General features: G+C 71.1%; 20 protein-coding genes and 1 pseudogene. 7 read left to right on the plus strand and 14 right to left on the minus strand.

Translation table 11 applies throughout. The features are described 5' to 3' along the window. Positions 1-68: 68 nt before the first annotated feature. Positions 69-1580 carry a UDP-N-acetylmuramoyl-L-alanyl-D-glutamate--2,6-diaminopimelate ligase gene (locus OG332_RS04220; RefSeq protein WP_327412154.1) on the plus strand — a complete coding sequence of 504 codons (1512 nt, stop codon included), beginning with the start codon at positions 69-71 and terminating at the stop codon, positions 1578-1580. Between the two features lie 110 nt (positions 1581-1690). Next, a complete protein-coding gene (locus tag OG332_RS04225; RefSeq protein ID WP_327412155.1) occupies positions 1691-2662 on the plus strand; it encodes an endonuclease/exonuclease/phosphatase family protein in 972 nt (323 codons plus the stop codon). On the opposite strand, the gene OG332_RS04230 is transcribed toward OG332_RS04225, so the two are convergent. From OG332_RS04230 to OG332_RS04240, 3 genes are all read right to left on the minus strand, one after another. Continuing rightward, a complete protein-coding gene (locus OG332_RS04230) occupies positions 2646-4154 on the minus strand; it encodes a hypothetical protein (RefSeq protein ID WP_327412156.1) in 1509 nt (502 codons plus the stop codon). The genes OG332_RS04225 and OG332_RS04230 overlap by 17 nt on opposite strands. Further along, complete coding sequence (locus OG332_RS04235) at positions 4147-7914, minus strand: bifunctional glycosyltransferase/CDP-glycerol:glycerophosphate glycerophosphotransferase (RefSeq protein ID WP_327419104.1); 3768 nt, start codon at positions 7912-7914, stop codon at positions 4147-4149. Before OG332_RS04235 ends, OG332_RS04230 begins: the two co-directional genes overlap by 8 nt. Positions 7915-8271: 357 nt before the next feature. Beyond that, positions 8272-9432 (minus strand): hypothetical protein, encoded by a 1161-nt coding sequence (locus OG332_RS04240; RefSeq protein WP_327412157.1) that lies wholly within the window; start codon positions 9430-9432, stop codon positions 8272-8274. 275 nt (positions 9433-9707) lie between these two features. On the opposite strand from OG332_RS04240, the gene ligA reads away from it, so the two are divergent. Beyond that, entirely contained in the window at positions 9708-11786 is a 2079-nt protein-coding gene (gene ligA / locus OG332_RS04245) for an NAD-dependent DNA ligase LigA (RefSeq protein ID WP_327412158.1), read from the plus strand. A 54-nt stretch (positions 11787-11840) separates the two neighbouring features. Here ligA and OG332_RS04250 read toward each other — a convergent pair whose 3' ends face one another. Continuing rightward, a complete protein-coding gene (locus OG332_RS04250) occupies positions 11841-12323 on the minus strand; it encodes a hypothetical protein (protein ID WP_327412159.1) in 483 nt (160 codons plus the stop codon). A gap of 197 nt (positions 12324-12520) precedes the next feature. Here OG332_RS04250 and OG332_RS04255 point away from each other — a divergent pair. Continuing rightward, positions 12521-13373 (plus strand): annotated as a pseudogene (locus OG332_RS04255) (sensor histidine kinase); the annotation flags it as partial. Between the two features lie 111 nt (positions 13374-13484). Here OG332_RS04255 and OG332_RS04260 read toward each other — a convergent pair. Both OG332_RS04260 and OG332_RS04265 read right to left on the minus strand, forming a co-directional pair. Continuing rightward, a complete protein-coding gene (locus tag OG332_RS04260; RefSeq protein WP_327412160.1) occupies positions 13485-13838 on the minus strand; it encodes a scabin-related ADP-ribosyltransferase in 354 nt (117 codons plus the stop codon). Positions 13839-14030: 192 nt separating this feature from the next. After that, positions 14031-15059 carry an ArsR/SmtB family transcription factor gene (locus tag OG332_RS04265; RefSeq protein WP_327412161.1) on the minus strand — a complete coding sequence of 343 codons (1029 nt, stop codon included), beginning with the start codon at positions 15057-15059 and terminating at the stop codon, positions 14031-14033. Between the two features lie 77 nt (positions 15060-15136). Between OG332_RS04265 and OG332_RS04270 the strand changes: the two genes are divergently transcribed. Further along, on the plus strand, positions 15137-16045 hold the full coding sequence (locus OG332_RS04270) for an aldo/keto reductase (RefSeq protein ID WP_327412162.1): 909 nt from the start codon (positions 15137-15139) through the stop codon (positions 16043-16045). A gap of 194 nt (positions 16046-16239) precedes the next feature. On the opposite strand, the gene OG332_RS04275 is transcribed toward OG332_RS04270, so the two are convergent. Beyond that, the gene (locus tag OG332_RS04275) at positions 16240-16434 is read right to left on the minus strand and encodes a hypothetical protein (RefSeq protein ID WP_327412163.1); all 195 of its coding nucleotides are present in this window, start codon (positions 16432-16434) and stop codon (positions 16240-16242) included. 98 nt (positions 16435-16532) lie between these two features. After that, positions 16533-17039: a hypothetical protein gene (locus OG332_RS04280; protein WP_327412164.1), complete on the minus strand. Its 507-nt coding sequence runs from the start codon at positions 17037-17039 to the stop codon at positions 16533-16535. 231 nt (positions 17040-17270) lie between these two features. On the opposite strand from OG332_RS04280, the gene OG332_RS04285 reads away from it, so the two are divergent. Together OG332_RS04285 and OG332_RS04290 are read left to right on the plus strand one after the other, a co-directional pair. Continuing rightward, entirely contained in the window at positions 17271-18158 is an 888-nt protein-coding gene (locus tag OG332_RS04285) for a serine protease (RefSeq protein ID WP_327412165.1), read from the plus strand. Positions 18159-18256: 98 nt separating this feature from the next. Continuing rightward, positions 18257-18631, plus strand: a complete 375-nt coding sequence (locus tag OG332_RS04290) for a toxin Doc (RefSeq protein ID WP_327412166.1) — start codon at positions 18257-18259, stop codon at positions 18629-18631. A 16-nt stretch (positions 18632-18647) separates the two neighbouring features. Here OG332_RS04290 and OG332_RS04295 read toward each other — a convergent pair whose 3' ends face one another. The 6 genes from OG332_RS04295 to OG332_RS04320 all read right to left on the minus strand — a co-directional run bounded on the left by OG332_RS04295 (position 18648) and on the right by OG332_RS04320 (position 22309). Next, entirely contained in the window at positions 18648-19034 is a 387-nt protein-coding gene (locus tag OG332_RS04295; RefSeq protein WP_030723417.1) for a hypothetical protein, read from the minus strand. A gap of 314 nt (positions 19035-19348) precedes the next feature. Then, complete coding sequence (locus OG332_RS04300; protein WP_327412167.1) at positions 19349-20266, minus strand: MurR/RpiR family transcriptional regulator; 918 nt, start codon at positions 20264-20266, stop codon at positions 19349-19351. Between the two features lie 64 nt (positions 20267-20330). Then, positions 20331-20963: an NADPH-dependent FMN reductase gene (locus tag OG332_RS04305; RefSeq protein WP_442816329.1), complete on the minus strand. Its 633-nt coding sequence runs from the start codon at positions 20961-20963 to the stop codon at positions 20331-20333. Positions 20964-21211: 248 nt separating this feature from the next. After that, positions 21212-21553 (minus strand): TcmI family type II polyketide cyclase, encoded by a 342-nt coding sequence (locus tag OG332_RS04310; protein WP_319732405.1) that lies wholly within the window; start codon positions 21551-21553, stop codon positions 21212-21214. Between the two features lie 20 nt (positions 21554-21573). Continuing rightward, positions 21574-22053, minus strand: a complete 480-nt coding sequence (locus OG332_RS04315; RefSeq protein ID WP_327412169.1) for an SRPBCC family protein — start codon at positions 22051-22053, stop codon at positions 21574-21576. A 1-nt stretch (position 22054) separates the two neighbouring features. After that, positions 22055-22309: an acyl carrier protein gene (locus tag OG332_RS04320; protein WP_327412170.1), complete on the minus strand. Its 255-nt coding sequence runs from the start codon at positions 22307-22309 to the stop codon at positions 22055-22057. Positions 22310-22327: the final 18 nt, after the last annotated feature.

Genomic DNA, 22327 nt, shown 5'->3' on the forward strand with positions numbered 1-22327 from the left:
GCACGCCGCCGGCGCTGCCGCCTGGCTACGGCCGCACGCCCGGGCCGAGCCCCCTCGAAGGGATCATTGTGAAGCTGAGCGAGTTGCTGGCCGGGCAGGAGCACCACGTACTCCGGGGTGACCCGGAGACGACGTCGATCACCGCGGGAACGACGTTCGACGCGGATCGGGTGACGCCCGGCTCGCTGTTCATCGCCGTGCCCGGGCACCGGGAGGGCGGACCGGACTCCGTGTCGCCCGCACTCGCCCGCGGAGCGGCCGCGGTGCTCGTCGACGGCAGGGAACCGGCTCTTCCGGCGTCGGTGTGGCCGCCGGGCGCCTGCGCCGTGCGGGTGCCCGACACCCGGACGGCGGCCGCGGTCGTGACCTCGCGGTACTTCGGCGAGCCCGGGCGGCAGATGGACATGGTGGCGATCACCGGAACCAACGGCAAGACGTCCGTGTCGTACATGGTCGAGTCCGCCCTGCGGATCTCCGAGGGCGCGAGGGTGGGGGTCATCGGGACCGCCGGCAGCCGCATCGGCGACGAGCTGATCCCGATGCCGCGTTCGGTCCTGACCACTCCGGAGTCACCGGACCTGCAGTACCTGCTGGGGTGCATGCGCGACCGCGGCGCCGGCAGCGTGGTGCTGGAGGCCACCTCGATGGCCCTGCTGACGCACCGGGTCGACCGCACCTTCATCGATGTCGGCGTCTTCACCAATCTGACGCAGGACCATCTGGACGACCACGGCACGATGGCGAACTACCGGGACGCCAAACTCCGGCTGTTCCAGGGCCTGTGCCGGCACGCCGTGGTCAATGCCGACGACCCCGTGGGCGCCGGGATCCGGTCGATGATGCACGGGGCGGTGACCACGTACGCGATCGACGCCCCGGCGGACTACCGGGCCACCGGCCTCGCCGTGAGTGCGTCCGGCACGCGGTTCACCCTCCGCCACGGCGGGCGCGCGTATCCGGCGTCGATCCCCGTTCCGGGGAAGTTCTCGGTGGCCAACGCGCTGGCCACCGTGGCCGCCTGTCACGTCCTCGGCCACGACCTGGGCGCCCTGGTCGACGCACTCGACCGGATGCCTCCCGTACCGGGCCGGTTCGAACGCTTCCGGACCCCGCTCGGCACCTCGGTGATCGTGGACTACGCCCACTCGCCGGATTCCCTGGACAAGGTCCTGACCACCATCCGCGGCTTCGCCCGCGGCCGGGTCGTCACCGTCTTCGGCTGCGGCGGGGACCGCGACACCACCAAGCGGGCCGACATGGGGAGGATCGCCGGAACCCACTCCGACCTGTGTGTCCTCACCTCGGACAACCCCCGCAACGAAGACCCCGAGGCCATCCTGGACCAGGTCGCCCCGGGCCTCGTGGAGACCGGCACCCCGTTCGAGCGCTTCGCCGACCGCCGCCGGGCGATCGAATTCGCCCTGTCGGCCGCGGGTCCCGAGGACATCGTCCTGATCGCCGGAAAGGGCAGCGAGCCCTACCAGATCGTGGGAGAGGCGCTGCTCCCCTTCAGCGACATGTCCACGGTGCGCGAACTCTCCGCGGCCCAGGTCCCCTCCCGGCCCGGGCTCCGCGCGTAGGCCGTCGAGGAGCGGCGGCCCACCTCCGCGGCAGCCCCGGAGCGCGTTCCGCAGCCGTTCACACCCGGGCCGATGCACGGTCTGACCGGCGGATACCCAATGATGTCCGCATGGAGAGACACAAGGAGACCGGGCGGTGGCCGTCCGGCCGCCGGTTCGGCCGCGCGGCGGCGACCCTGAGCCTGCTGACCTCGGTGGTGGCGTGCACGTCCGCGCAGGCTCCGGCCTCGGTCGCGGGCGCCGGCAGCGGGGACGAGGTCTCCGTCGCGACCTGGAACATGTGCGGGGTGCGGCAGTGGAGCTGCGAGGAGACCGGCAGCCCGAAGGACAAGTTCCAGCAGCTGCGCGACCTGGTCGGCGACTCCGGCGTACGCGTCCTGCTCCTGCAGGAGGTGTGCTCGGAGGACCTGCTGTCCTCGGCGGTGCGCCTGGGCCCGGAGTGGCACTCCGTCTTCGAACCGTACGCCGACGTGGACGCGGCGGGCCGGCGCACCGCCGTCGAATGCACCGGGCAGGGGCGCGGCCAGGCCGGCTACGGTCTGCTGGCCGCCTCCCGGCTCACCGATGTGGAGGTGGTCCCGACCGAGCAGCCGACGGTGGGACTGCACCGGGGGATCCTGTGCGCGCGGGTCCCCGCCCAGGGGCTGCGGGCGTGCAACGCGCACCTGTCGCTGCGGGAGAGCGACGACGAGCACCCCGACTGGGACTTCCGCGACGACCAGCTGAGCTCGCTGGTCGCCACGGCGGGGACCGACGCCCGTACGGTCTTCGGCGGCGACTTCAACGCTCCGCCGCCGGTGGGCAACCGGAACACCTCCGCCTGGATCTGGCCGTCGGAGACCTACGACACCTACCGCGAGTGCGATCAGAAGGGCGACTCCCGCAAGGGCCAGGCCACCCACAAGGACGGCACGAAGATCGACTACCTCTTCACACAGCTGCCCCGCACCGCCTGCAAGGTGGTGGACACCAAGGCCTCCGACCACCGACCGCTGGTGATGCGGGTGAGCCGCCCCGCCGGTGCTCCGTCTGCCACTCCCTCCGGTCCCTCCGCGGATCCCGGCGTCAGTAGCGCGAGTTGAAGTAGTTGCCCTGCTGGGTGGGCACGGTGTAGGCGTTCACCGTGGTGAAGGGGACGGCCGTCCACGGGGAGGCGTTGCCGACGGCGTCGACCGCGATGGCCTCGACGAAGTGGTCGCCCTCGTTCCAGGCCCAGCCCGACTCCCAGACCCAGCTGCCGTCGGACCGCACGTCGCACGTGCCCAGGCTCACGCCGCCCTCCTGGAAGTCCACGCGCACGGCGCCGGGGGCGTAGCCCGCGAAGCCGACGGCGGGACCCTGGACCTGCTGGTGGGCGACCGGGGCCGTCACCGAGAGAGCGAGGGGCCGGGCCGGCCTCGGCGGCGGCGGAGGCGCCGGTACGTACTCGGGCAGGGGATCGGAGGCGTGCTCCACGGCGGTGAAGACCACTTCGGTGCGCTCGGTCTGGTAGTTGTTCGCGTCCGCGCCGAAGAGCCTGACGACGTGCCTGCCCTTGGACCACGGGCTGGTGCGCTCCCAGACCCACGTACCGTCGGCGCCGACGGGCGCGGCGCCCTGGTACTTGCCGTCCTGCCAGAAGCTGACCCGCACGGCGCCCTGGGCGGTGCCCGTGAAGCGGACGGTGTTGGCGGGCACCCGCTCCTCCTGAGCCGGCGACAGCACCACCGGCTTGGGGAAGGAGTCGCCCTTCACCTGCGAGGTCTGCGTCAGGTACGCGTCGATCGCCGAGGTGTCGCGCTCCGGCTGCTCGAAGCCGTTGCGGACCATGCCGAACCGTGGGGTGATTCCGTCGACGAGGAGGTTCAGCAGCCCCATGATGGTCGGCAGGTTGCGCAGCGTGACCTTCCCGTGGTCGGTGATGAGGGAAGAGTCGTTGTAGACGAAGTTGAAGTTCTCGCGCCCCTGGAACAGCCCTATGAACGGTTCCACCTGCCGCTTGTACTGCTCGTCCTGGGGTGACGTGATCACGTAGATGTTGGCTGCGTGGTTGGCACCGCTGCGCACCAGGTCCGGGAGGACCGAGTCGAGGGTGCGCACGTTCTGCTCCGTCACCTCGCCCATCATCATCCGGGCCGCGCCGGGGATTCCCTCCTTGACGTACGTCCCGATCAGGAACTGGGGCACGCTGGCCACGATGTTCCTGAAGCCGTACTTCAGGCCGAAGAACAGGGCCGCGCTGCCGCCCTTGGAGCTGCCGAACATGGTCACTTCGTCCGGCGAGAGGGACAGCGCGTGCATGACGCGCGAGATGAGCCCGGCGACGGACTGCTCCAGGGAGAAGTCCATCCCCTTGCACAGGTAGTAGCTGTTCGCACCGTCGAAGAGGTCGCGGACCCACAGGATGTTCGATCGGACCTTGTCGAGCACTCCGTTGGACCAGCCGTACTCACCGGGCGCGGTGAAGTTCGCGAAGACCACGACCAGGTGGCGGTTTCCGTTCCTCGCGTGGGAGAACCGGTACTCGATGGGCACCGCCCCGGAGGTGTCCACGCCGGTGAAGACGTGACGCGCGTTCTGGGCTGCCTTAGACATGCTCGGAATCCATTCTTCTCACCGGCTGGCGCGGCACCTGGCCGAGGGTGCCTCCGTTCCAGGGACCTGGCTGGCCCGACTGGCCTGCCGGGCCCGGTACACGGCCGCCCGCCGCGCCGACGGCCGGCGCCTGGGCCCGGGCGGGGTCGAGGTCCCCTCCGGCGATCAGGATGCGGTCGGTCAGCCTGGCCGAGGCGTAGCCGTCGTCCAGATCGCAGAACTCCTGCTGGAACCAGCGGTAGCGGGCGGCGTAGCCGTGCTGGATGCTGTCGATGTTGCGGATGGCGCTGATCAGTTCGGGGGAGCTGAACAGCAGCGGACCGGGCGCGGACTGCTCGAAGTCGAAGTAGAAGCCGCGCAGGGTGTCCCGGTAGTGGTCCAGGTCGTAGGTGAAGAAGAGGATCGGCCGCCCGGTGTTGACGAAGTCGAACATCAGGGAGGAGTAATCCGTGATCATCACGTCGGCGATGAGGGAGAGGTCCGCCATGTCCGGGTAGTCGGACACGTCGTGGACGAAGCCGTCGCCGGCGCCGGGCACCGGGTCCACCACGTTGGGGTGGCGCCGCACGAGCAGGACGTGGTCGTGGCTCAGCTGCGCCTTGGCCTCGTCGAGGTCGATGCGGAAGTCGAGCTTGTACTTGCCGGGTGCGTAGAACTGGTCGTCGCGCCAGGTCGGCGCGTACATGATGACCTTCTTGCCCGGCGGGAGGCCGATGCGGCGGCGTACTTCCGCCGCCCGCCGGCCGGAGTCCGCCCGGCGCAGGACGTCGTTGCGCGGATAGCCGCTCTCGACCATCTCGCCCGGGAAATGGAAGGCCCGCTTGAGGATCGGGGTGCTGAAGCTGTTCGGGGACACCAGCATGTCCCAGTTCTGCACCTCCTTCTCCACGCGTTCCAGGTAGCGCTTGTCCGCGAAGTGCACGGCCTCGATGTCGTGCCCGATGCGCTTGAGCGGGGTGCCGTGCCAGGTCTGCACGACGACCTGGCCGTCGCGCTTCTCGAACCAGTCGGGCAGGTGGTTGTTGGCGACGACGTACTGCGCCCGGCCCATGGCCTCGTACCAGTCGGGGGACCACATGCGGACGGGGCGTGCGGTGGGCGGAACGGCGACCTGGTCGTCGCGCACCACCCACAGGTGCTCGAGGTCCACGCCGCGGCGGACCATCTCCTCGTGCAGCGCCCTGGGGCTGTCCGAGTACTGGGTCCCCTTGAAGGCGTCGAACAGCACGGCCCGGGTCAGCGGCTTGCGACGGGCCTCCGGGTAGGTCTTGGTGCGCATCAGCTTCTGCCGGTACGGGCCGCGGGCCTCTTCCGGCATGGCCGAGTGGACCAGGAGCGAGAGCCGGTCGTAGGCCTCCGCCTGGACCTCGTAGCGCCGCTCGTTGCTGGTCATCTCGCTGGGGAAGGCGGGGATCAGCTCCTGGGTCATCTTGACCATGAGGTCGTTGGAGCGGTCCTCCGCGCTGACGGCGGACGGGTCCTGGCGGCGCAGGAAGAAGTCCCATCGGCCGGCGGCCAGCGGGACCTCTCCGGCCAGGGTGCGCATCGCCGCGGGCGTGACGACGAAGCGGAACTCCTCGCCGTACCAGGTGATCGGGACCACGCGCTCCGCGCCGTGGGCCCGGGAGCGTACGACGACGTGCGCCGCGGCGTACTCGGAGGCGTCGAGCCTGTCCTGCGCGGCGTAGCCGACCACGACCTCCAGCGAGCCGTCCTCGCGCCACGTGGCGGACTTGGCCAGCGGCAGGGTGTCCCGCTCGAACAGCACCACGTAGCCGGAGCCGTTGCGGTGCACGAAGACCTCGCGGTCGCCGCGCTCGGTCTGCAGTCCGGCCGGAATCCGGTAGTGGCCGTCGGTGGCGTCCTCCGCCATGACGGGGTAGATGGCCGCCTTGCGTCCCTCGACGTGCAGGGTGGTCTTCCAGCCGTTCGCGCCGGTGTTCCAGGACTCCGGGACCCCGTCGGAGGAGTGGGTGCGGTGACCGGGGACGAGGGCCTTGGTCGGGATGCGGGTCACGAAGGTGAACCACCCCTCGCCACCCGGCTGGAAGTGGACCCACGCGTCGTGCCGGCCGGCGCCGCCCATGCTCGTGACCCGGAACTTCCCCCACTCGGGGAGCTTGGGGCCGAGGTAGACACCTCGGAGCTCGAGGTGGTCGCCGACGATCCGGTGCCGGGTGATGCGGCAACGCACCCTCTCCACGCGGAGCTTCAGCTTGCCCTGGATGAAGAGCGGTACGACGCGGGTGTTCTTCTCCACGTACTGGTAGGGCGGGTTGGCCGCACTGCCCGCGCCGCCCCGGGCTATGCCCTTGTAGCGGAACAGCCCGCGGCTGAGAACGCCGGCCGCCACGTCCCAGGTCCCTTCCGTCCACTCGCCCTTGCGCTTGAGGCGGGAGACGTCGAAGCGGACCTGGAATCCGGACCAGTCGTAGCAGTAGCGGCTCTGCTGGGAGTACTCGGTGGCCTGCGGGTAGTAGGTCGTCTTCGCCTTGGCGACGACCACCCGGCCCTGCTTCTTGTTCCGCAGGGCGATCGCCTTCATCGACATGTGCCGCTTGTGCACGTTGATGAAGCGGACGTACGCCGACCCCTCGAGGGTCAGGTGCTCGGAGTCCTCCCAGCGCGCGCCGGTCAGCGACCCGTGCAGTGAGAGTTCCTTGTCCAGCCGGTAGGCGCTCTTGTCTATCCCGACCGAACGGTCGCCGAGGTAGGGGTAGTTGAGGTAGCGGTGGAAGCGCCGCTGCACGGGCAGGGGGCCGCCCTTGCGCTCGAACTCGACGACGTCGAGCAGCTCTTTGAGCCGGCCCTCGCGCACCAGGAGCCACTTGACGCGGGCGTCGGCGGGCAGTTCGTGGATGATGTCCGCGTCGGCCTCGTCCAGGAACTCGTTCGCCCACTGCATGAAGGCTTCCCGGTACTCCTTGTCGGCGTCCGGGAGCACCTTCAGGTGCAGCATCAAGTCCGACTTCAGACAGGCGAGATCGTACTTGCGCTTGTGGTCGGAGTAGGAGCGCGCACGGTGTCCGGCGAGGAAGCGGCTGACCGACTGCACCGCGGCGACACGGTCCCGGAGGTTGCTGAACTCGGTGTGCCGCTGGGTGATGGAGGGCGCGGCGCCGCCCTCGCGCCGGCGCCAGAAGTAGACGATGTCCGTGAGGATGTCGACCTTGGCGGCCCGGAAGTGGGCGAACATGTTGACCCAGGAGTCCTCGTACATCACGCCCTCGGGGAAGGCGATGTAGTGGTAGTCCCAGAAGGACCGCCGGAACACCTTGTTCCACACCGTGCGGTCGTAGATGAGGTCCGGCAGCCTGGTGATGTGCGTGCCGCGCTTGCTGCTGCGCATGGGCGCCTTGTGCAGCGGGGACTGCCACCTCTTGGAGGAGTTCATCATCTGCACGTTGCCCGAGACGAAGTCGGAGCCGGAGGCTTCCAGGGTCCGCACGAGCAACTCGTAGGCGTACTCGGGGATCACGTCGTCGCCGTCGACGAACGCGAGGAATTGCGCCTGGGGGTGGGCTGCGCGGATGCCGACGTTCCTGGCGTGGCCCGGTCCCATCGGCTCCTGCCGCAGCAGCCGGAACCGCGGGTCCCGGCGGGCGAAGTCCGCGGCGATCGCGGTCGAGGAGTCGGTCGAGCCGTCGTCGACCATGATCACTTCAAGGTCGCGGAACGTCTGCCTGGCTATCGACTCGAGACACTCCTCGAGATAGATCTCGACGTCCTGAAAGGGCACGACGACGCTCAGGCGGGGCATACCTGCCACTCAGAAAACTCCTTGGTAGACACACTTCTCACAGCGCGCCGGGAATCGCCGCGACGCGCCGCCAGACCCGCCCCTGAATCTGGTCACCCACCGCTCCCCGCACACTCGACCCTCCCCCACCCCCGACCCGCACACTTATACGAGCCTCACAGGGTGTGCGCAGCGTAGGGCAATTGCGCGACGGCGAGCAACTATTCACAAGCACGCAAGCCTCGTCAGGCTTCGCTCCTGCGAATGAGCGATGTTCGGCGCAGCACTCCGGACGCACCAACTCCCCTCCGGTTCGGGGTGACGCAGGAAGGGACGGACCGTCACCTGTCGGAACACCCGCACGCCCGGTGAGCTAGGTCACCCCACGCTGCGCCAGGGACCGAAGGCGAGGCCCGCGTCCATGAGGTCCTGCCGGGCGACGCACAGCCCTCCGCCGGCGTCGATCATCGCGATCGTGACCGCGCCACGGGCGTCGAGGGCGATGGCCGGCAGCCCGGCGCAGCGGTCCCCCACGGGGGCCCACCAAGCGCCGTATTGCTCACCCTCCGTGGGATAAGCGGCGATCTCGGGACATCCCTCGGCGCCCCGCTGGAGCAGGACGGTGCAGTCGTAGCCGTTGATGCGTGCACGGACGACGCCCACGGGGCCTGCGCCACCCGCCCCGCCCAGCGGCATCAGCGCGCGGGGCGTGCCGGCGGGAGCCATCGGGCGGTAGGCGACGACGCCGCCGTCCGCCGGGTGGCGCCAGAAGTAGGTACCCCTGCCGGGACCCGTCTCGTAGGCGCTGTACGTCCCTTCGACGACATCGGCCTCCATGCGCCCGAGCCATCTGAAGCCGCTTCCCGGGCCGTCCTGGCCCCAGTACGCGGCGCCACCGCGGAAGGGCGCGAGGAACTCGGCCCACCCCTGGGCCGTGACGAGGGGGGCGACAGAGCCCCGCACCCACTTGCCCTGATAGTCCGTCCAATCATCCCATTTACCGTCGGCGTGCCGGGTCCGGCCCCGCACGCCGACCCCGAACCGGGTGGCGAGGACGTGGAGCGATCCGGCGCCGTCGGGCAGCACCACCGGGTCTCCCGGCGGGGACTGGGACTCCCCCTCCGACTCCGGCTCGGGGAAGGGATTGCCCACCGCACGCCAGTCGCTGAGCGGGCGGCCGGTCTGGTACTGGGCGGCGACGACGAGTTCGCGGCCGCCCGGCGCCCCGTCCCGGTAGCGGGTGCCGGCGAACCAGACGAACCCGCTGGAGTCCTGGGCCAGTGTGAACCGGCCCGCCCAGCCCTCCACGGGGAAGAGGTCGGGCCCCTGCCAGACGTCCGAGCCGGGCGCCGGCTCGGTCCAGCGCACCAGGCCCTCGGAACAGCTCGCGTAGGCGGTCAGCCGGCCGTCCCGCCCCAGACGGAGCCAACCCCGGGCCGCGAGCCCGCCGTCGGCCGCCGCGGCTATCTCGGAGCCCGGAACCGCGGGCGTGGCGGAGGTGACGCCCCGGCCCGTTTCCGCACGTTCGCGTCGCACCATGTCCTGCCCACTCCCGCCCGTTGTCGCCCGTTTTGCCCGACCTGACCCGGCGGGCCGTGGGACAATTTACGGCAGGGCGCCGACCGATCGCCGCCGGGGGCGGACGTCCGGGACGGCCCCCGGCCCGGTGCAATCTAGCCTGCCCGGGCCGTCGCCACGGAGGCGGACCCACCGATTCCGCAGTCAGCGCACCGACCCCGGACGCGATCACCCGCCGTGAGCTGGCCCCTTCTCGACCGCAGGGCATTGTCAGACCCCCGGGAGAGGATCACCTCATGACGATCCTTCCCGCCGATGAGGCGTTGTCCAGCCTGTCCGCCCTGTCCGGCCTGTCCAGCCGCGCCGACTACCGTGCCGCGCTCCGGCAGTTGCGCGAGGCGTCCCACGCCTACTACGGCGGTGAGAACACCTCGCTGGACGACGCCACTTACGACCGGCTGCGCCTTTCCGTGCTCGGCTGGGAGGCGGAGCACCCGGACGAGGTCGCCCAGGACTCCCCGACCGGCCTGGTCGGTGACGGTGCAGCCCCGGTCGGCGACATAGCGCACACCACGCGGCTGCTGAGCCTCGACAACGTCTTCGACCCGGCCGGCCTGGTCGCCTGGGAGGCCTCGCTCCAGCGCCGCCTGGGACACGCATCCGCGGGCGGGTTCACGGTCGAGCCGAAGATGGACGGAGCGGCCGTCGCCGCCCGCTACCGCGCCGGGCGGCTGGAGCAGATCATCACCCGCGGCAACGGCACGCACGGCGAGGACGTCAGCCACGTCATCGGCACCATCGAGGGCCTGCCCGGCCAACTGCCCGTGCCGGCCACGTTCGAGGTGCGCGGCGAGGTCCTGTTCACGCAGGCGCAGTTCGAGACCGCGAACGAGGTCCGCACCGCACACGGCGCGCAGGTCTTCGCGAACCCGCGCAACGGCACGGCCGGCACCCTGCGCGCGAAGGACCGCCCCTACCGGCTCGCGATGACGTTCTGGGCGTACGGGGCGGTCGAGCTCGACGGCGTCGCCTTCGTCCCCTCCGGGGCCACGCACGCCGAGGTCCTCGCCGCCGTCGCCGAGGCCGGTGTGCAGACCACGGCCGGCACGCCGGCCGGTCTGCACGTGGTCGCGACCCTCGCCGAGGCCCAGCAGAAGGTCGACGAGATCGCCGCGCTGCGCCCCGGCCTGCCGTTCGGCATCGACGGGGTCGTGATCAAGGCGAACGACGCGGCCGAGCAGGCCGCGGCCGGGTTCGGCAGCAGGTTCCCCTACTGGGCGATCGCCTTCAAGCTCCCGGCGGTCGAGCGGCAGACGGTGCTGAAGGACGTGGTCTGGGACGTGGGCCGGACCGGCGTGCTGGCCCCGACGGCCGTCCTCGAACCGGTGGACATCGACGGATCCACCGTCACCCGGGCCACCCTGCACAACCCCGCGGACATCCGCCGCCGTGACCTCCACATCGGCGACACCGTGACGGTCTACAAGGCGGGCGACATCATCCCGCGCGTCCAGGCAGCCGTCATCGGCCACCGCCCGGCCGGGGCGCAGGAGGTGCCGCTGCCCACCGCCTGTCCGAACTGCGGTGAGGAGATCAACAAGGAACAGGAGCGGTGGCGCTGCGCGAAGGGCACCGGGTGCGCGCTGCCCGCGCTGATCGAGTACGCCGCCGGACGCGACATGCTCGACATCGACGGTCTGGGCAGAACGTACGTCAACGCCCTGATCGAGTCCGGTGACGTCACCGACGTCGCCGACCTGTTCTCCCTGACCGAGGACCAGCTCACCGCCGCCTCCGGGAGTGCCAAGCGCGGAGCGAAGCTGGCCGAGCAGATCGCGGCGGCCAAGTCCCGCCCGCTCAGCCGCGTCTTCTGCGCCCTGGGCGTGCTCGGCACCGGGCGCAGCATGTCCCGGCGCATCGCCGCGCACTTCGGCACGATGGACGCCATCCGGCAGGCCGATGGCTGCGAGATGCAGGAAGTCGAAGGCATCGGGCCTGAGAAGGCCCCGGTCGTCGTCGAGCAGGTCGCCTCGCTGGCCGTGGTCATCGACAAACTGGGCGCGGCCGGAGTCAACATGACGGAGCCGCAGCAGCCCCGGGCGGCCGTGGAGGGCCCGTTGGCGGGCAAGACCGTCGTCGTCACCGGCAAGATGAGCGGACCGCTGGAGAACATGGGGCGCTCGGAGATGAACACGCTGGTCGAGAAGGCCGGTGGCAAGGCGGGCAGCAGCGTCAACTCCAAGACGGCCTACCTCGTCTGCGCGCCGTCCGCGAGCGGGAAGCCGAGCTCCAAGGCCGTCAAGGCGGCGGAGCTGGGGGTCACGGTCCTCACCCCGGAGGAGTTCGCCGAGCTCGTCTCCGACTGCCTGGGGTGACCGGGAGGGCTCTGCTCCCACAGGGCCGGCGCGGCAGCAGCCGCGCCGGGGCCGTCAGTACACCAGCTTGTAGCTCACGTCCTTGGGGACCGGGGCCGGGGCGGTGTCCGTGTAGAGCAGCCGGATCTTGGTGAAGCGCCGGAGGTCGGGACGGTCCGGCCAGGGCTCCGGGCCGCTCAGGGTCACCGTCACCGGGTAGGACTGGAAGCGGCCCGCCGCGCAGTAGGGCTTGCAGTCGTTCACCATGTCGGTGCCCGTGGCCGTCGCGGTCTGCGGCCCCCAGGTCTCCCAGCGGAGCCGTACGAGGCGGTTGTTGCCGTCGCCGCAGGCCAGCAGGTACTCCTCGGGGCGTACCTGGGCCTTCGAGAAGCAGTCGACGACCACGACCGGATCCGGCGTCGGAGCCGGCAGGGCCCGGGGCTGCGCGGAGGCCGGTACGGTGCCTGCTGCGAGGGCCGCGGCCGCACAGAGCAGAGTGGCGGTCCGCACCCTGGTCCAGGGGCCACGGACGCGTCGGCCGTCTCCTGATGCGTCCACGACGTCCTCCTTGCCCGTCGGTCCCAGCGTCGGCGCTGAGATCATGCCCAGCTTCCCCCATCCGGGCGAGCCTCGCATCCGCAGGGCCCGGGGGCGGGAGGGTTCCCGGGCCGGGTACGCGTACTACCCGGGGAGTACGTCTGAAACGCTACGCCGGGGTGACGCGGGTGAGGGCGGGTGCGGTCTAGCGCGGCCGTATGGACGAGCTGCGCGAGCGCCCGGGTCCCCCGTGGCGGAGGTGGGTGGAGCGGACCGGGCGGGGCCCGGCCTGGCGCTCCGCGCTGCTCGTCGCCGTCTTCGCGCAGGTCGGCGCCGGGTGGGCCGCGCACGCGCAGAGCGGGCGGGTGGCTCTGGACGGCTTCGCGCGGCTCCTGCTGCTGCTCGGGCCCGCCCTCCTCGTGGCACGGCACCGCCATCCTGTGGCCGTGGTGTACGCGGTCAGCGTGGTCACCCTGGTCTATGTCGGCGCCGGTTACCCCTACGGCCCCGTCTTCCTCAGCCTGGCCGTGGCCTGCTTCGCCGCCGTCGTCGCCGGCCGTCGCCGGGCGGCCTGGGGCGCCGTCGGCCTGCTCTGGGCCGGCCACCTGCTGATCGGCCACTGGCTGTACCCGGTGGCTCCCGCCCGCCGGGGACGGGCCGGCGCCCTGGTCGCAGGAGGTGGCCGTCACCGCGTGGGTCCTCGCGATCCTCGCCGTCTCCGAGCTGGTCCGCCTGCGCCGGGAGCAGTGGGCCCGTGAGCGGGCCGAGCGGCGGGCGGCCGAGAGACGACGGGTGGACGAGGAGCGGCTGCGGATCGCCCGTGAACTGCACGACGTCCTCGCCCACAGCATCTCGGTGATCAATGTCCAGGCGGGCGTCGGGCTGGCCCTGCTCGACTCCGATCCCGAGCAGGCCCGTACGGCGCTGACCACCATCAAGGCGGCGAGCAAGGAGGCCCTGGGCGAGGTCCGGCAGGTCCTCGACACCCTGCGCGCCCCCGGCGAGGCACCGCGCACCCCCGCGCCGGGCCTCGACGAGTACTGGCGGCGGCTGTCCGTACTGGACGAGCAGTTCGGCCGCTCCCTCGAGGACGGCCCCGCCTGAACGCACGGAGCGGGTGGTGGCGGGATCACCTCCGGGTGATCCCGCCACCACCCGGAAGTGCCCGGCCGGTCCTCGGCCTCAGCTGCTGAGCGCCGGCTCGTCGGCGGTGCGGAAGGGGGCGAAGCCCCGGTTGTCCTTGCAGCCGGGGTTCTCGTAGGTGTTGACCTTGGTCACCGGGTCGGTGCTGAGCAGGCGGATCTTGCAGGCCTGCTTGATGAACCGTCCCTCGACCCCGCCGGGGAAGTCGATCTCCTTGTTCCACAGGTACGGCGATTCGTATGGGTTGGCCCAGGCGGTGGAGTTCACGTCGATGCCGACCGGGGCCTCGATCTCGTAGACCCATCCCGTCTTGGCCGTGCCGTAGGCGGCGTTGATCGCCGCGCGGGGTGGAGCCCGCCCTGAAGAGCTCCTCGACGTTCTCGCGGGTGTCACCGCGCCACAGGGTGTCGTCGTCGACGCGCCACTGCCAGTCCTCGGCCCGCGCCACGGCCTCGACGGCGTAGGCGATGAACGGGTTGGTTCTGCAGGGCGGCCTTCAGCATGACGAGTGCCCATCAGTCGATCAACATGACGGCCCCTTTACGGCGACATGTCGCAGCACGGATCGAGGGTGGCGAAAGGTGATCACCCGGACGAGTGGGGCGGGCGGAGCGGCGCGGACCGCTCCTCGGAGGATGCGGCGAGGACGGACTCGGCGACGGCGGTGCGGGCGTAGAGCACGGAGCGGCCGGCCCGGTGCGCGCTGACGAATCCCGCGGCGCGCAGCGCGGTGAGGTACTGGGAGACCCCGGCCGCCGAGAGTCCGGTGCGCCGGGCCAGTTCGGTGGTGGACGCCGGGGACTCCAGCTCGGTCAGCAGCAGGGTCCGGGAGCGGCCGAGGACGGCGGCCAGGGCCTCGGTCCGGGTGGCGGGCCGGGGTTCCCACAGTGCACCCGTGCCGCGCGCCGGATAGGCGAGCTGAGGCGGTTCGGGCGGCGTCACGCGGGTGAACGGGACCGGCCCGGTGAAGGCGGAGGGAATGAGCAGCAGCCCCGCGCCCGCCGTCCCGCGGGACAGGGGCCGGTGCCGGCGGGCCAGCCGCAGCGCGTTGTCGTCCCAGCTCACCGACGGGTGCAGATCGTTGAAGAGACGGCCCGCGCCGTGCTCGGCGACCTGCCGGGCCCGGTGGAAGACGTCGGCGTCGAGAACCGCGCGGATCCGCGCCCAGTAAGGCGCAAGCGCCAGCTCCCAGTAGGCCTCGATCTCCTCGGCGACCCGCTCCAGGCGGGCCTGCGGTTCGGCGTACAGGCTCCGTGTCCGGGGGCCGAGCGCCCCCTGCTCGCGCCGCAGGCGGTCGAGGTCCCGGCGCACTTGGGCGGTGGGAGAGGCCCGGATCCCGGCCAGTTCCTCCGTCAGCGCGGGAGCCGGCCCCGTGGGTGCCGGATTGAGGAAGTCGGGAACGTACCCCGAGGGCGGGATCAGTTCGGCCAGCCAGCCCCGGTCGAGGCCGGCGGCCGCCAGCCGTGGCCGTACCTGCTCCGTCCAGGGCCGGTGCACGGGGGACGCGGCACCGGAGCGCAGCAGCCGGAAGCTCGGGCCGACCTCCCACATCGGCGAGACGGCGAACCGCATCTGCGCCAGATCGCTCACCGAGAACGTCAGCTCCGCCAGCACGGTCCGGCCCTCCCCGAGGATTCACACATGTCCTAATCAATGGCCCGGCAGCATACACAGCGGAGATCATCCGGGGCATGACCTCGCAGACGATGACCGCGGCGGCCGCGGGTACCTGGACACTCGGCGACCTGGAGATCAACCGGATCGGCTTCGGCGCGATGCGTCTGGCGCAGAGCGGCGAGGCGTTCGCGGACGATGCCGTGCCCGGCGACCGGGGCCGGGCGATCCGCGTGCTGCGCCGGGCCGTTGAGCTCGGGGTGAACCACATCGACACCGCCGCGTTCTACTTCTCACCGCTGCGCTCCGCCAACGAACTGATCAGCCGGGCGCTGGCCCCCTACCCGGAGGACCTCGTGATCGCCACCAAGGTCGGGCCGGGCCGGGACCCGTCCGGCGCGTGGATTCCCCATGCCACCGCCCGACAGCTGCGCGGCCAGGTCGAGGAGAACCTGCGCCAGCTGGGCCGCGACCACCTCGACGTGGTCAACCTGCGCGTCGTCGGATCCGATTCCATCGCCGAGCGCTTCGGAGCACTCGCCGAGCTGCGCGAGGCGGGGCTCATCCGCCACCTGGGCATCTCCAACGTCACCCCCGAACACCTCGACGAGGCGCGGGCCATCGCGCCGGTCGTGTGCGTGCAGAACATGTACGGCATCGGGGTACGGCCCGAGCACGACGCGTTCCTGCGCACCTGCGGCGACCTGGGAGTCGCGTTCGTCCCCTTCTACTCCATCGCCGGCGACGGGCGGCAGGCGGGAGCGAGCGGCGCCGAGCACGAGGAGGTGCTCGCCGTCTCACGGGCACACGGCGCGAGCCCGGCGCAGGTGCGGCTGGCGTGGACCCTGCAGCGAGGACCGCACGTGCTGGCCATCCCCGGTACCGGCGATCCGGACCACCTGGAGGCGAACGCGGCCGCGGGCGCCCTGCGCCTGACCGCGGACGACCTGGCCGCCCTGGACTCCCTCCACCGGCGAGGGGCGTGAGCCGGTCGGCCGCGCCGCTCGAGCGGGGCCACCGCGGACGGGCCGGATCGCCGAGGCCGGGCGTGCGCCGGGACGTCTCCTCGGGCGCCGAAGGCGGCGGGGGGCGGAGGGCCGGGCCATAGGGCGTTCGGCGCCCTGCGGGGATCCCCCGACACCCACCCGACCCCGCCGGAACCTGCGGGACCGGTGTCAGTTCACGGGAGGTCCTCGGTCGGCGGGTCGGCCTCGTACACGTGGGGGGTGTCCGCGTCCCACTCCACCAGCTCGGTGCCGCCGAGGACCACGTCGTCGGGGTCCGGCATGCCGGCCCGCCGCAGGAACTCGATGACATCCTCGTCCGAGTGGGCCAGACCGAGGGACCGCTCTCCGCTCGCGGTCCGCAGGGTCACCTGCCGGCCTCCCGACGGGAAGATCCGGTGAACGACGACGGGCGCATGACGCATATCCACAGCCTCGCCCCCTCGGCCCGGCCCGGCACCCCGGGGCGTCAAGACGTACGGCCGACCGTGGCGGCGCCGTCGGCCGCCGCGGGGACGCGGAACGTCGAGGGATCGGGGTAGGTCGCCTTCTCGGCCTGCAGGACCTCTTCTATCTCGGTCCTGAAGACGGGCTCGAAGAAGTCGACGGCCAGCAGCAGGCGCAGCCCCCGCACGGTCGGGTCGAGCAGCGGGCGGGCCATGCGGGCGCCGCCGCCGGAGATGCCGGTGAAACCGGTCCGCGCGGTCGCCGATCTGCCGCCCACGCGTTCCTCGAAGCCTGCGGTCGCGTAGCCGACGACCAGCGCCAGCTCGGTGAGGAACTTCCTGGTCCCGAGGGCCATCTCCTCGGCGCCCTGCAGTGTCTGGACGGAGCCGCCGGCGACCTTGAAGTCGTCGCTGTTGCGCTTGAGGCCGCGCGCCTCGTACACGGCGCGCGCCTCCTCGAAGAGCCGCCCCGCCTCGTCGACCGCCTTCATCGCCGTCACCAGCTGGTCGATGTCGATCTCGCGCTTCACGCTGCCTCCCGATCCGGAACCCATGGTGCACAGACCGTAGGAGGCAAAGCGTCCGCTGCGGAACACCCGTGCGGCGGTCAGATCCGGGGCCTTCCGGAGCCGTCCGGGACTCCTCCCCCGGGGGTGGCTCCAACTCGCCATGCCCTCTTGTGACTTGAGGCAAGTGTCTCAACAATGCACATGACAACCGAAGGATCTTCGGTCGCATTGTCATCAGAGGGGAACCCCCACATGAAAAAGCCTCTCGCCGGTGCCTTACTCTCGCTGCTCCTGATGGGAGCAGCGGTCGCCCCGGCCGTCGCCGCACCCTCGGCACCCACCGCACCGACCGCACCGACCGCACCGACCGCCCAGGCCGCACCCGCCGCACCCCCGGCGACCGCCGTCGCCGTCAACTTCGCCGGCACCGTGGCCCTCAGCAACTGTTCCGGCTCGGTCGTCCGCGCGCCCGCCTCCCAGCCGAACGACCCCGCGCTCGTCCTGTCCAACGGGCACTGCCTGGAGACCGGCTTCCCGGCCGCCGGCGAGGTCATCAAGGACCGGCCGTCCTCGCGCTCCTTCTCGTTGCTCAACTCGTCGGGCTCGAAGGTCGCGACGCTGCGGGCCAGCAAGATCGCGTACGGGACGATGACCGACACGGACGTCTCGATCTACCAGCTCACCAAGACCTACGCCCAGATCCAGAGCCAGTACGGCATCACCGCGCTGACCCTGAACGACGTGCGCCCGGCGCAGGGCTCGGCGATCAAGGTGGTCTCCGGCTACTGGAAGCGGATCTACAGCTGCAACGTGGACGGCTTCGCCTACCTCCTCAAGGAGGGCGACTGGACCTGGAAGGACTCGGTCCGCTACACCTCGTCCTGCAACACCATCGGCGGCACCTCCGGCTCGCCGGTGATCGACACGACGACCGGCAAGGTCGTCGCCGTCAACAACACGGGCAATGAGGACGGTGGGCGCTGCACGGTGAACAACCCGTGCGAGGTCGACCAGAACGGAAACGTGACCGTCCGCCAGGGCATCAACTACGCCCAGGAGACGTACATCATCGTCCCGTGCATAGGCCCCGGCAACAAGATCGACCTGAACCGCCCCGGCTGCCTGCTGCCGAAGCCGTAGCCGAAGCCGCAGCCGCAGCCGCAGATCCGGCTCCGCGTACGTCCCCGCCCGACCCGAAAAGCCCCACGGCCGGGCCCCGGGCGGGGATACTCGGACGCGTGGAACTGCACATCGATCACCGCTGGTTGCTGGAGCGGCAGGAGGCGCTGTTCAAGGACGTGGAGGTGGCCGACCACTCCGCCCTGGTCGCCGCCGTCGCCCGGCACCGGGTGAACACGCCCAGTCTGGAAGTGGACGATCCCGACGCCTACTGGCGTGCGGCCGCCCTGCTCGACGCGATCGTCCTGCTCCGACCGCTCCCCGACTCCAACGAGTACTTCGCCTACGGGGTCGCCGTCGCGTACATCGAGGCCTCCGGCGAAGCGGTGGAGGCCTCCTACGAGCAGTGGCGCGACCTGATCACCGACGTCCGCATGCTCCGCGTCAGCGTCTACGACGTGGCCGCGCGGCTCCGCTCCTGGCAGCCCGTGTAACCCCTGGGCCGGGCCCTCAGCGCCTGCGCTGGGCGGGGGTGCCCACCAGCAGCGCGTCCGAGACCAGGCGCGCTCCACGGGCGAGCCGGCTCAGCTGCTCGAGCTCCAGGGCGTACATCCTGATCGAGTTCTCGATGACCGTCTCGGCTATGCCCATCGTCGGCAGCTCGGCCCGGCTGGTCTGCAGGGCCGCCCGCACCGCGCGCATCTCGTGCTGCAGCTGGAGCTGGACGTGCCGGGCCAGGAGCGCGTGGTGGCGGGTGAGCGTGAGGTAGCCGCCGTAGCGGGCCGGGAGGAGGTCCCGCAGCCAGCGCGTGGCCGTGCGCTCCCAGTCGTGCGTTCCGGGCGCCTTGACCTGCAGGGGCCAGTCCGGGCTGAGGGTAAACGTGGCCGTCTGGGGCATTCTCGTCACTTCCGAATGGTGTCGAAGCACTGATCGAGACGTTCTGGGGGGCGGCCTCGGCCCAGGGGTTGACCGAGGCCGCCATGGGCGCTCTGCGGGATCCGAAAGCCTGGACTCGACGCGCGGCCGCGACGTGAGGAGGTTCGTCGTGCCGTGCGTACGTTCGAGAGGACGTGGGGTCGTCCCCTTTGGCATCTGGTGGATCCGGAGCGCCGTCGTCAGTAAACATATATACCGTCGAGTAAGCAAGGGTATGAAAAATTTCATGCACGTCGAAGGCTGAATATCCCCTGGTGGAGCGGGCCGGATCCCCGCTAGAGGAAGAAGCCGTGATGGTGGGCGACCTGCTCGTAGTCCTCCAGGCGGGCCTGCGTCCGCTCGGGGTCCGCGTCCGCCATGGACTGGAGCAGGGCCGCGGAGAGCATCCCCGGCGCCGCGTACGAGTCGAACACCAGGCGCGATCCGGTCCCCGCCGTCAGGGCCACGTCCGCCTCGTCCACCAGCGGCCCCAGGGTGGGGTCCGTGATCAGGACCACGCGCAGCCCCGTACTGCGGGCGGCCCGGATGGCGGCCAGGGTCTCCTTGGCGTGCCGCGGCATGGCGAAGGCGAGGACCCAGGTCCCGCCGGCCGCCCTGGACTGGAGCAGCGCGTCGAAGGCGACGCTGCCGCCCCGGGTCACCAGCCGGACGTCGGGGTGGATGCGCCGGGCCGCGTACGCGAAGTACTCCGCCAGCGAGACCGAGATGCGCAGCCCGAGGACGGTCAGAGGCACCGAGCCGGCCAGTTCGCGGCCGATGTCCAGCACCTGGTTGGTGTCGGCGAGCAGCCGGCGCACGTTCTCCAGGTTCTCGATCTCGGCGTCCACGGCCGCCTGCAGCTCGTTGCGGCGGATCTGCTCGCGGGTGTCCGGGGCGCCGGCGACCGCGCTCAGCGCGATCGGCTGGAGCACGTCGCGCAGGGCGGGGTAGCCGCTGAATCCGAGGGAGGAGGCGAAGCGGGTCACGGAAGGCTGGCTCACGCCCACCCGCTCGGCGAGCTCGGTGATCGAGAGGAAGGCCGCCTCGGTGAGGTGGTCGATCAGGTACTGGGCGATGCGGCGCTGGCCCGGCGAGAGGCGCCGGCCGTCGAAAAGGGCGAGGAGCCGGTCGGCCGGGGGGCGGACCTCTTCCGACGACTGGCCGCTCGGCTTGATCGCGGCCGCCTGCGCGCGTGCCTGCTGCCCCGATGACACCGGAGGGCCTCCTTCTCACGTCACTCGCGTTCCAACATAGCTCACGCCCCGTGGTCGTTGATGATCAGTCCTCGGCCCGGGCGGTCACGGGGGCGTCGGTGCGGTCGCCGAGGAACTCGTACCAGCAGTGCTGCAGGTGCAGGTAGCGGGTGTCGGCCTCGGTGAGGGCGAGGAAGGCGCCGATCGTCGAGGTCAGCCGCTCGGCGAGGCCCCGGTCGGCGAGGGCGCCGTTCTCGGAGAACGCGTGGTGGGCATTGGCCAGGCTGAACATGTCGGGGTAGACGCGGGCTCCGAGGTGCTCCAGCGGGACCCGCAGGGCCCACAGCCCGCGGTTGCCGCCGACCATCGAGGGCGAGGCCGAGAGCAGCAGGGTCTGCTTGTCCTTGAAGGGCTGCGGGCGGCGGCGCGAGACCCAGTCGACGGCGTTCTTCAGCGCGCCCGGGACGGAGGCGTTGTACTCGGGCGAGGCGATGACCAGCGCCTGCGCCGCCTCGATCCGCTCGCACAGGGCCAGGGCCCCCATCGGCACGCCCTCGTCGGCCTCCGCGTCGCCGTCGTACAGCGGCATGGGGAAGTCGGCGAGCGTGGCGGCGTCCGCGACGGCGCCGGCCCTGGCCACCTGGGCGGCGGCCAGGGCCGCGAGCCGGGCGTTGACCGAGCCGGTGCGCGAGGACCCGGACAGGACCAGCACGCGCAGCGAGGAATGGGAGAACGTGTCCTCGTGCGGGCGGGCCGGATCCGCCGGGAAGTGGTCGGTGTCGGTCGGGTTCATTCCGTCTCCCTGCTGTCAGCTGTTTCGGACTCCGGATACGGGCCCCGGGCGGACTCCCGGAACGGGCTCCCGAACGGGCTCCTGAAGAGGCTCCTGAAGAGGCTCCTCGCGGACGGGCCACGCGCGGCGGGACCCGCACACACCGGTGTGCGGGTCCCGTCCGGGCCGCCGGGTCACTTCGCGCCGGGGTTCTCCCAGCGGTAGAACTCGTGGGCCATCGCGTCCTTCGGACTGCGCCAGGTCTCCGGGTTGTGCGGGCTGATGTAGGCCGTGAGCCGGTCACTGAGGTCCCGGAACTCCGGGTGGTCGGTGACCTTCGCGATCGCCGGGCCGGGCGGCCGGTCCGATTCGATCAGGTGCAGGTAGACGTCGCCGAACTGGAAGAGGCTGCGGCGCGTGACCCCTACGAGGTGCGGCAGTTCGCCCGCATCCGAGCCCGCGAAGAGCTCGGCGATGTCGGGCGCCGACCCCGGCGCCATGCGGGCGACGATGAGGGCGCGGTGCGGCTGGTTCATCCGGGTGCCTGCCTTTCGTTTCAGAGACGGCTGACGGCGGGGGTGCGGTTCTCGCGCTCGCGCTGCTCGATCTTGTCCCGGATGAGCGCCATCTGGATCGGCGAGTTGCGGTTGATGTTGTCGGTCATCCACGCGTCGTCCACCGGCGCGTCCGGCTTCATCGCGAAGTCCTGGGTCCACTTCATCCGGGTGCCGCCGGGCACCTTGAAGTACTGCCAGTGGATGTCCATGTGCGCGAAGGGGCCCGTTTCCACGCGCCGGGCCCGGACGGTGAGGCTCTTGCGGTCGACGGTCCGCTCGGAGACCCAGCTCCAGACCTTGCCGTTCTCGTCGGGGTGCATGGTCAGGCGGAACCGGGTGGTGTCGCCCTGCTGGTCGATGATCTCCAGCGAGGCGTACTCGCTGAACAGCTGCGGCCAGCTCTGGAGGTCGTTGGTCATCTCCCACACGACGTCCACGGGCGCGTTGACGGTGATCTCGTTCTCGGTGTGTCCAGGCATGTCAGGCTCCGGTCATCAGGCTGTTGTTGACGAGGTCGAGGAATTCCCCGGGGGTCTTGCACCGCTCGGCGTCGGTGGGCAGGGCCCGCCCCCGCCGGTTCTCCAGTTCGCCGACGATCCCGAGCAGGCCCAGCGAATCGAGGCCGTACTCCTCGAAGGGGGAGTCCGGACGGCTCGCCATCTCGGCGGGATCGACGGTGATTCCGGCGGTCTTCATCAGCACCGCCAGTTCCTCCAGGGTCAGTCGGTCGGACATCTTGCTTCTCTCTTCTAC

Source organism: Streptomyces sp. NBC_01233, from assembly GCF_035989305.1.
In the GTDB taxonomy this organism is placed as follows: domain Bacteria; phylum Actinomycetota; class Actinomycetes; order Streptomycetales; family Streptomycetaceae; genus Streptomyces.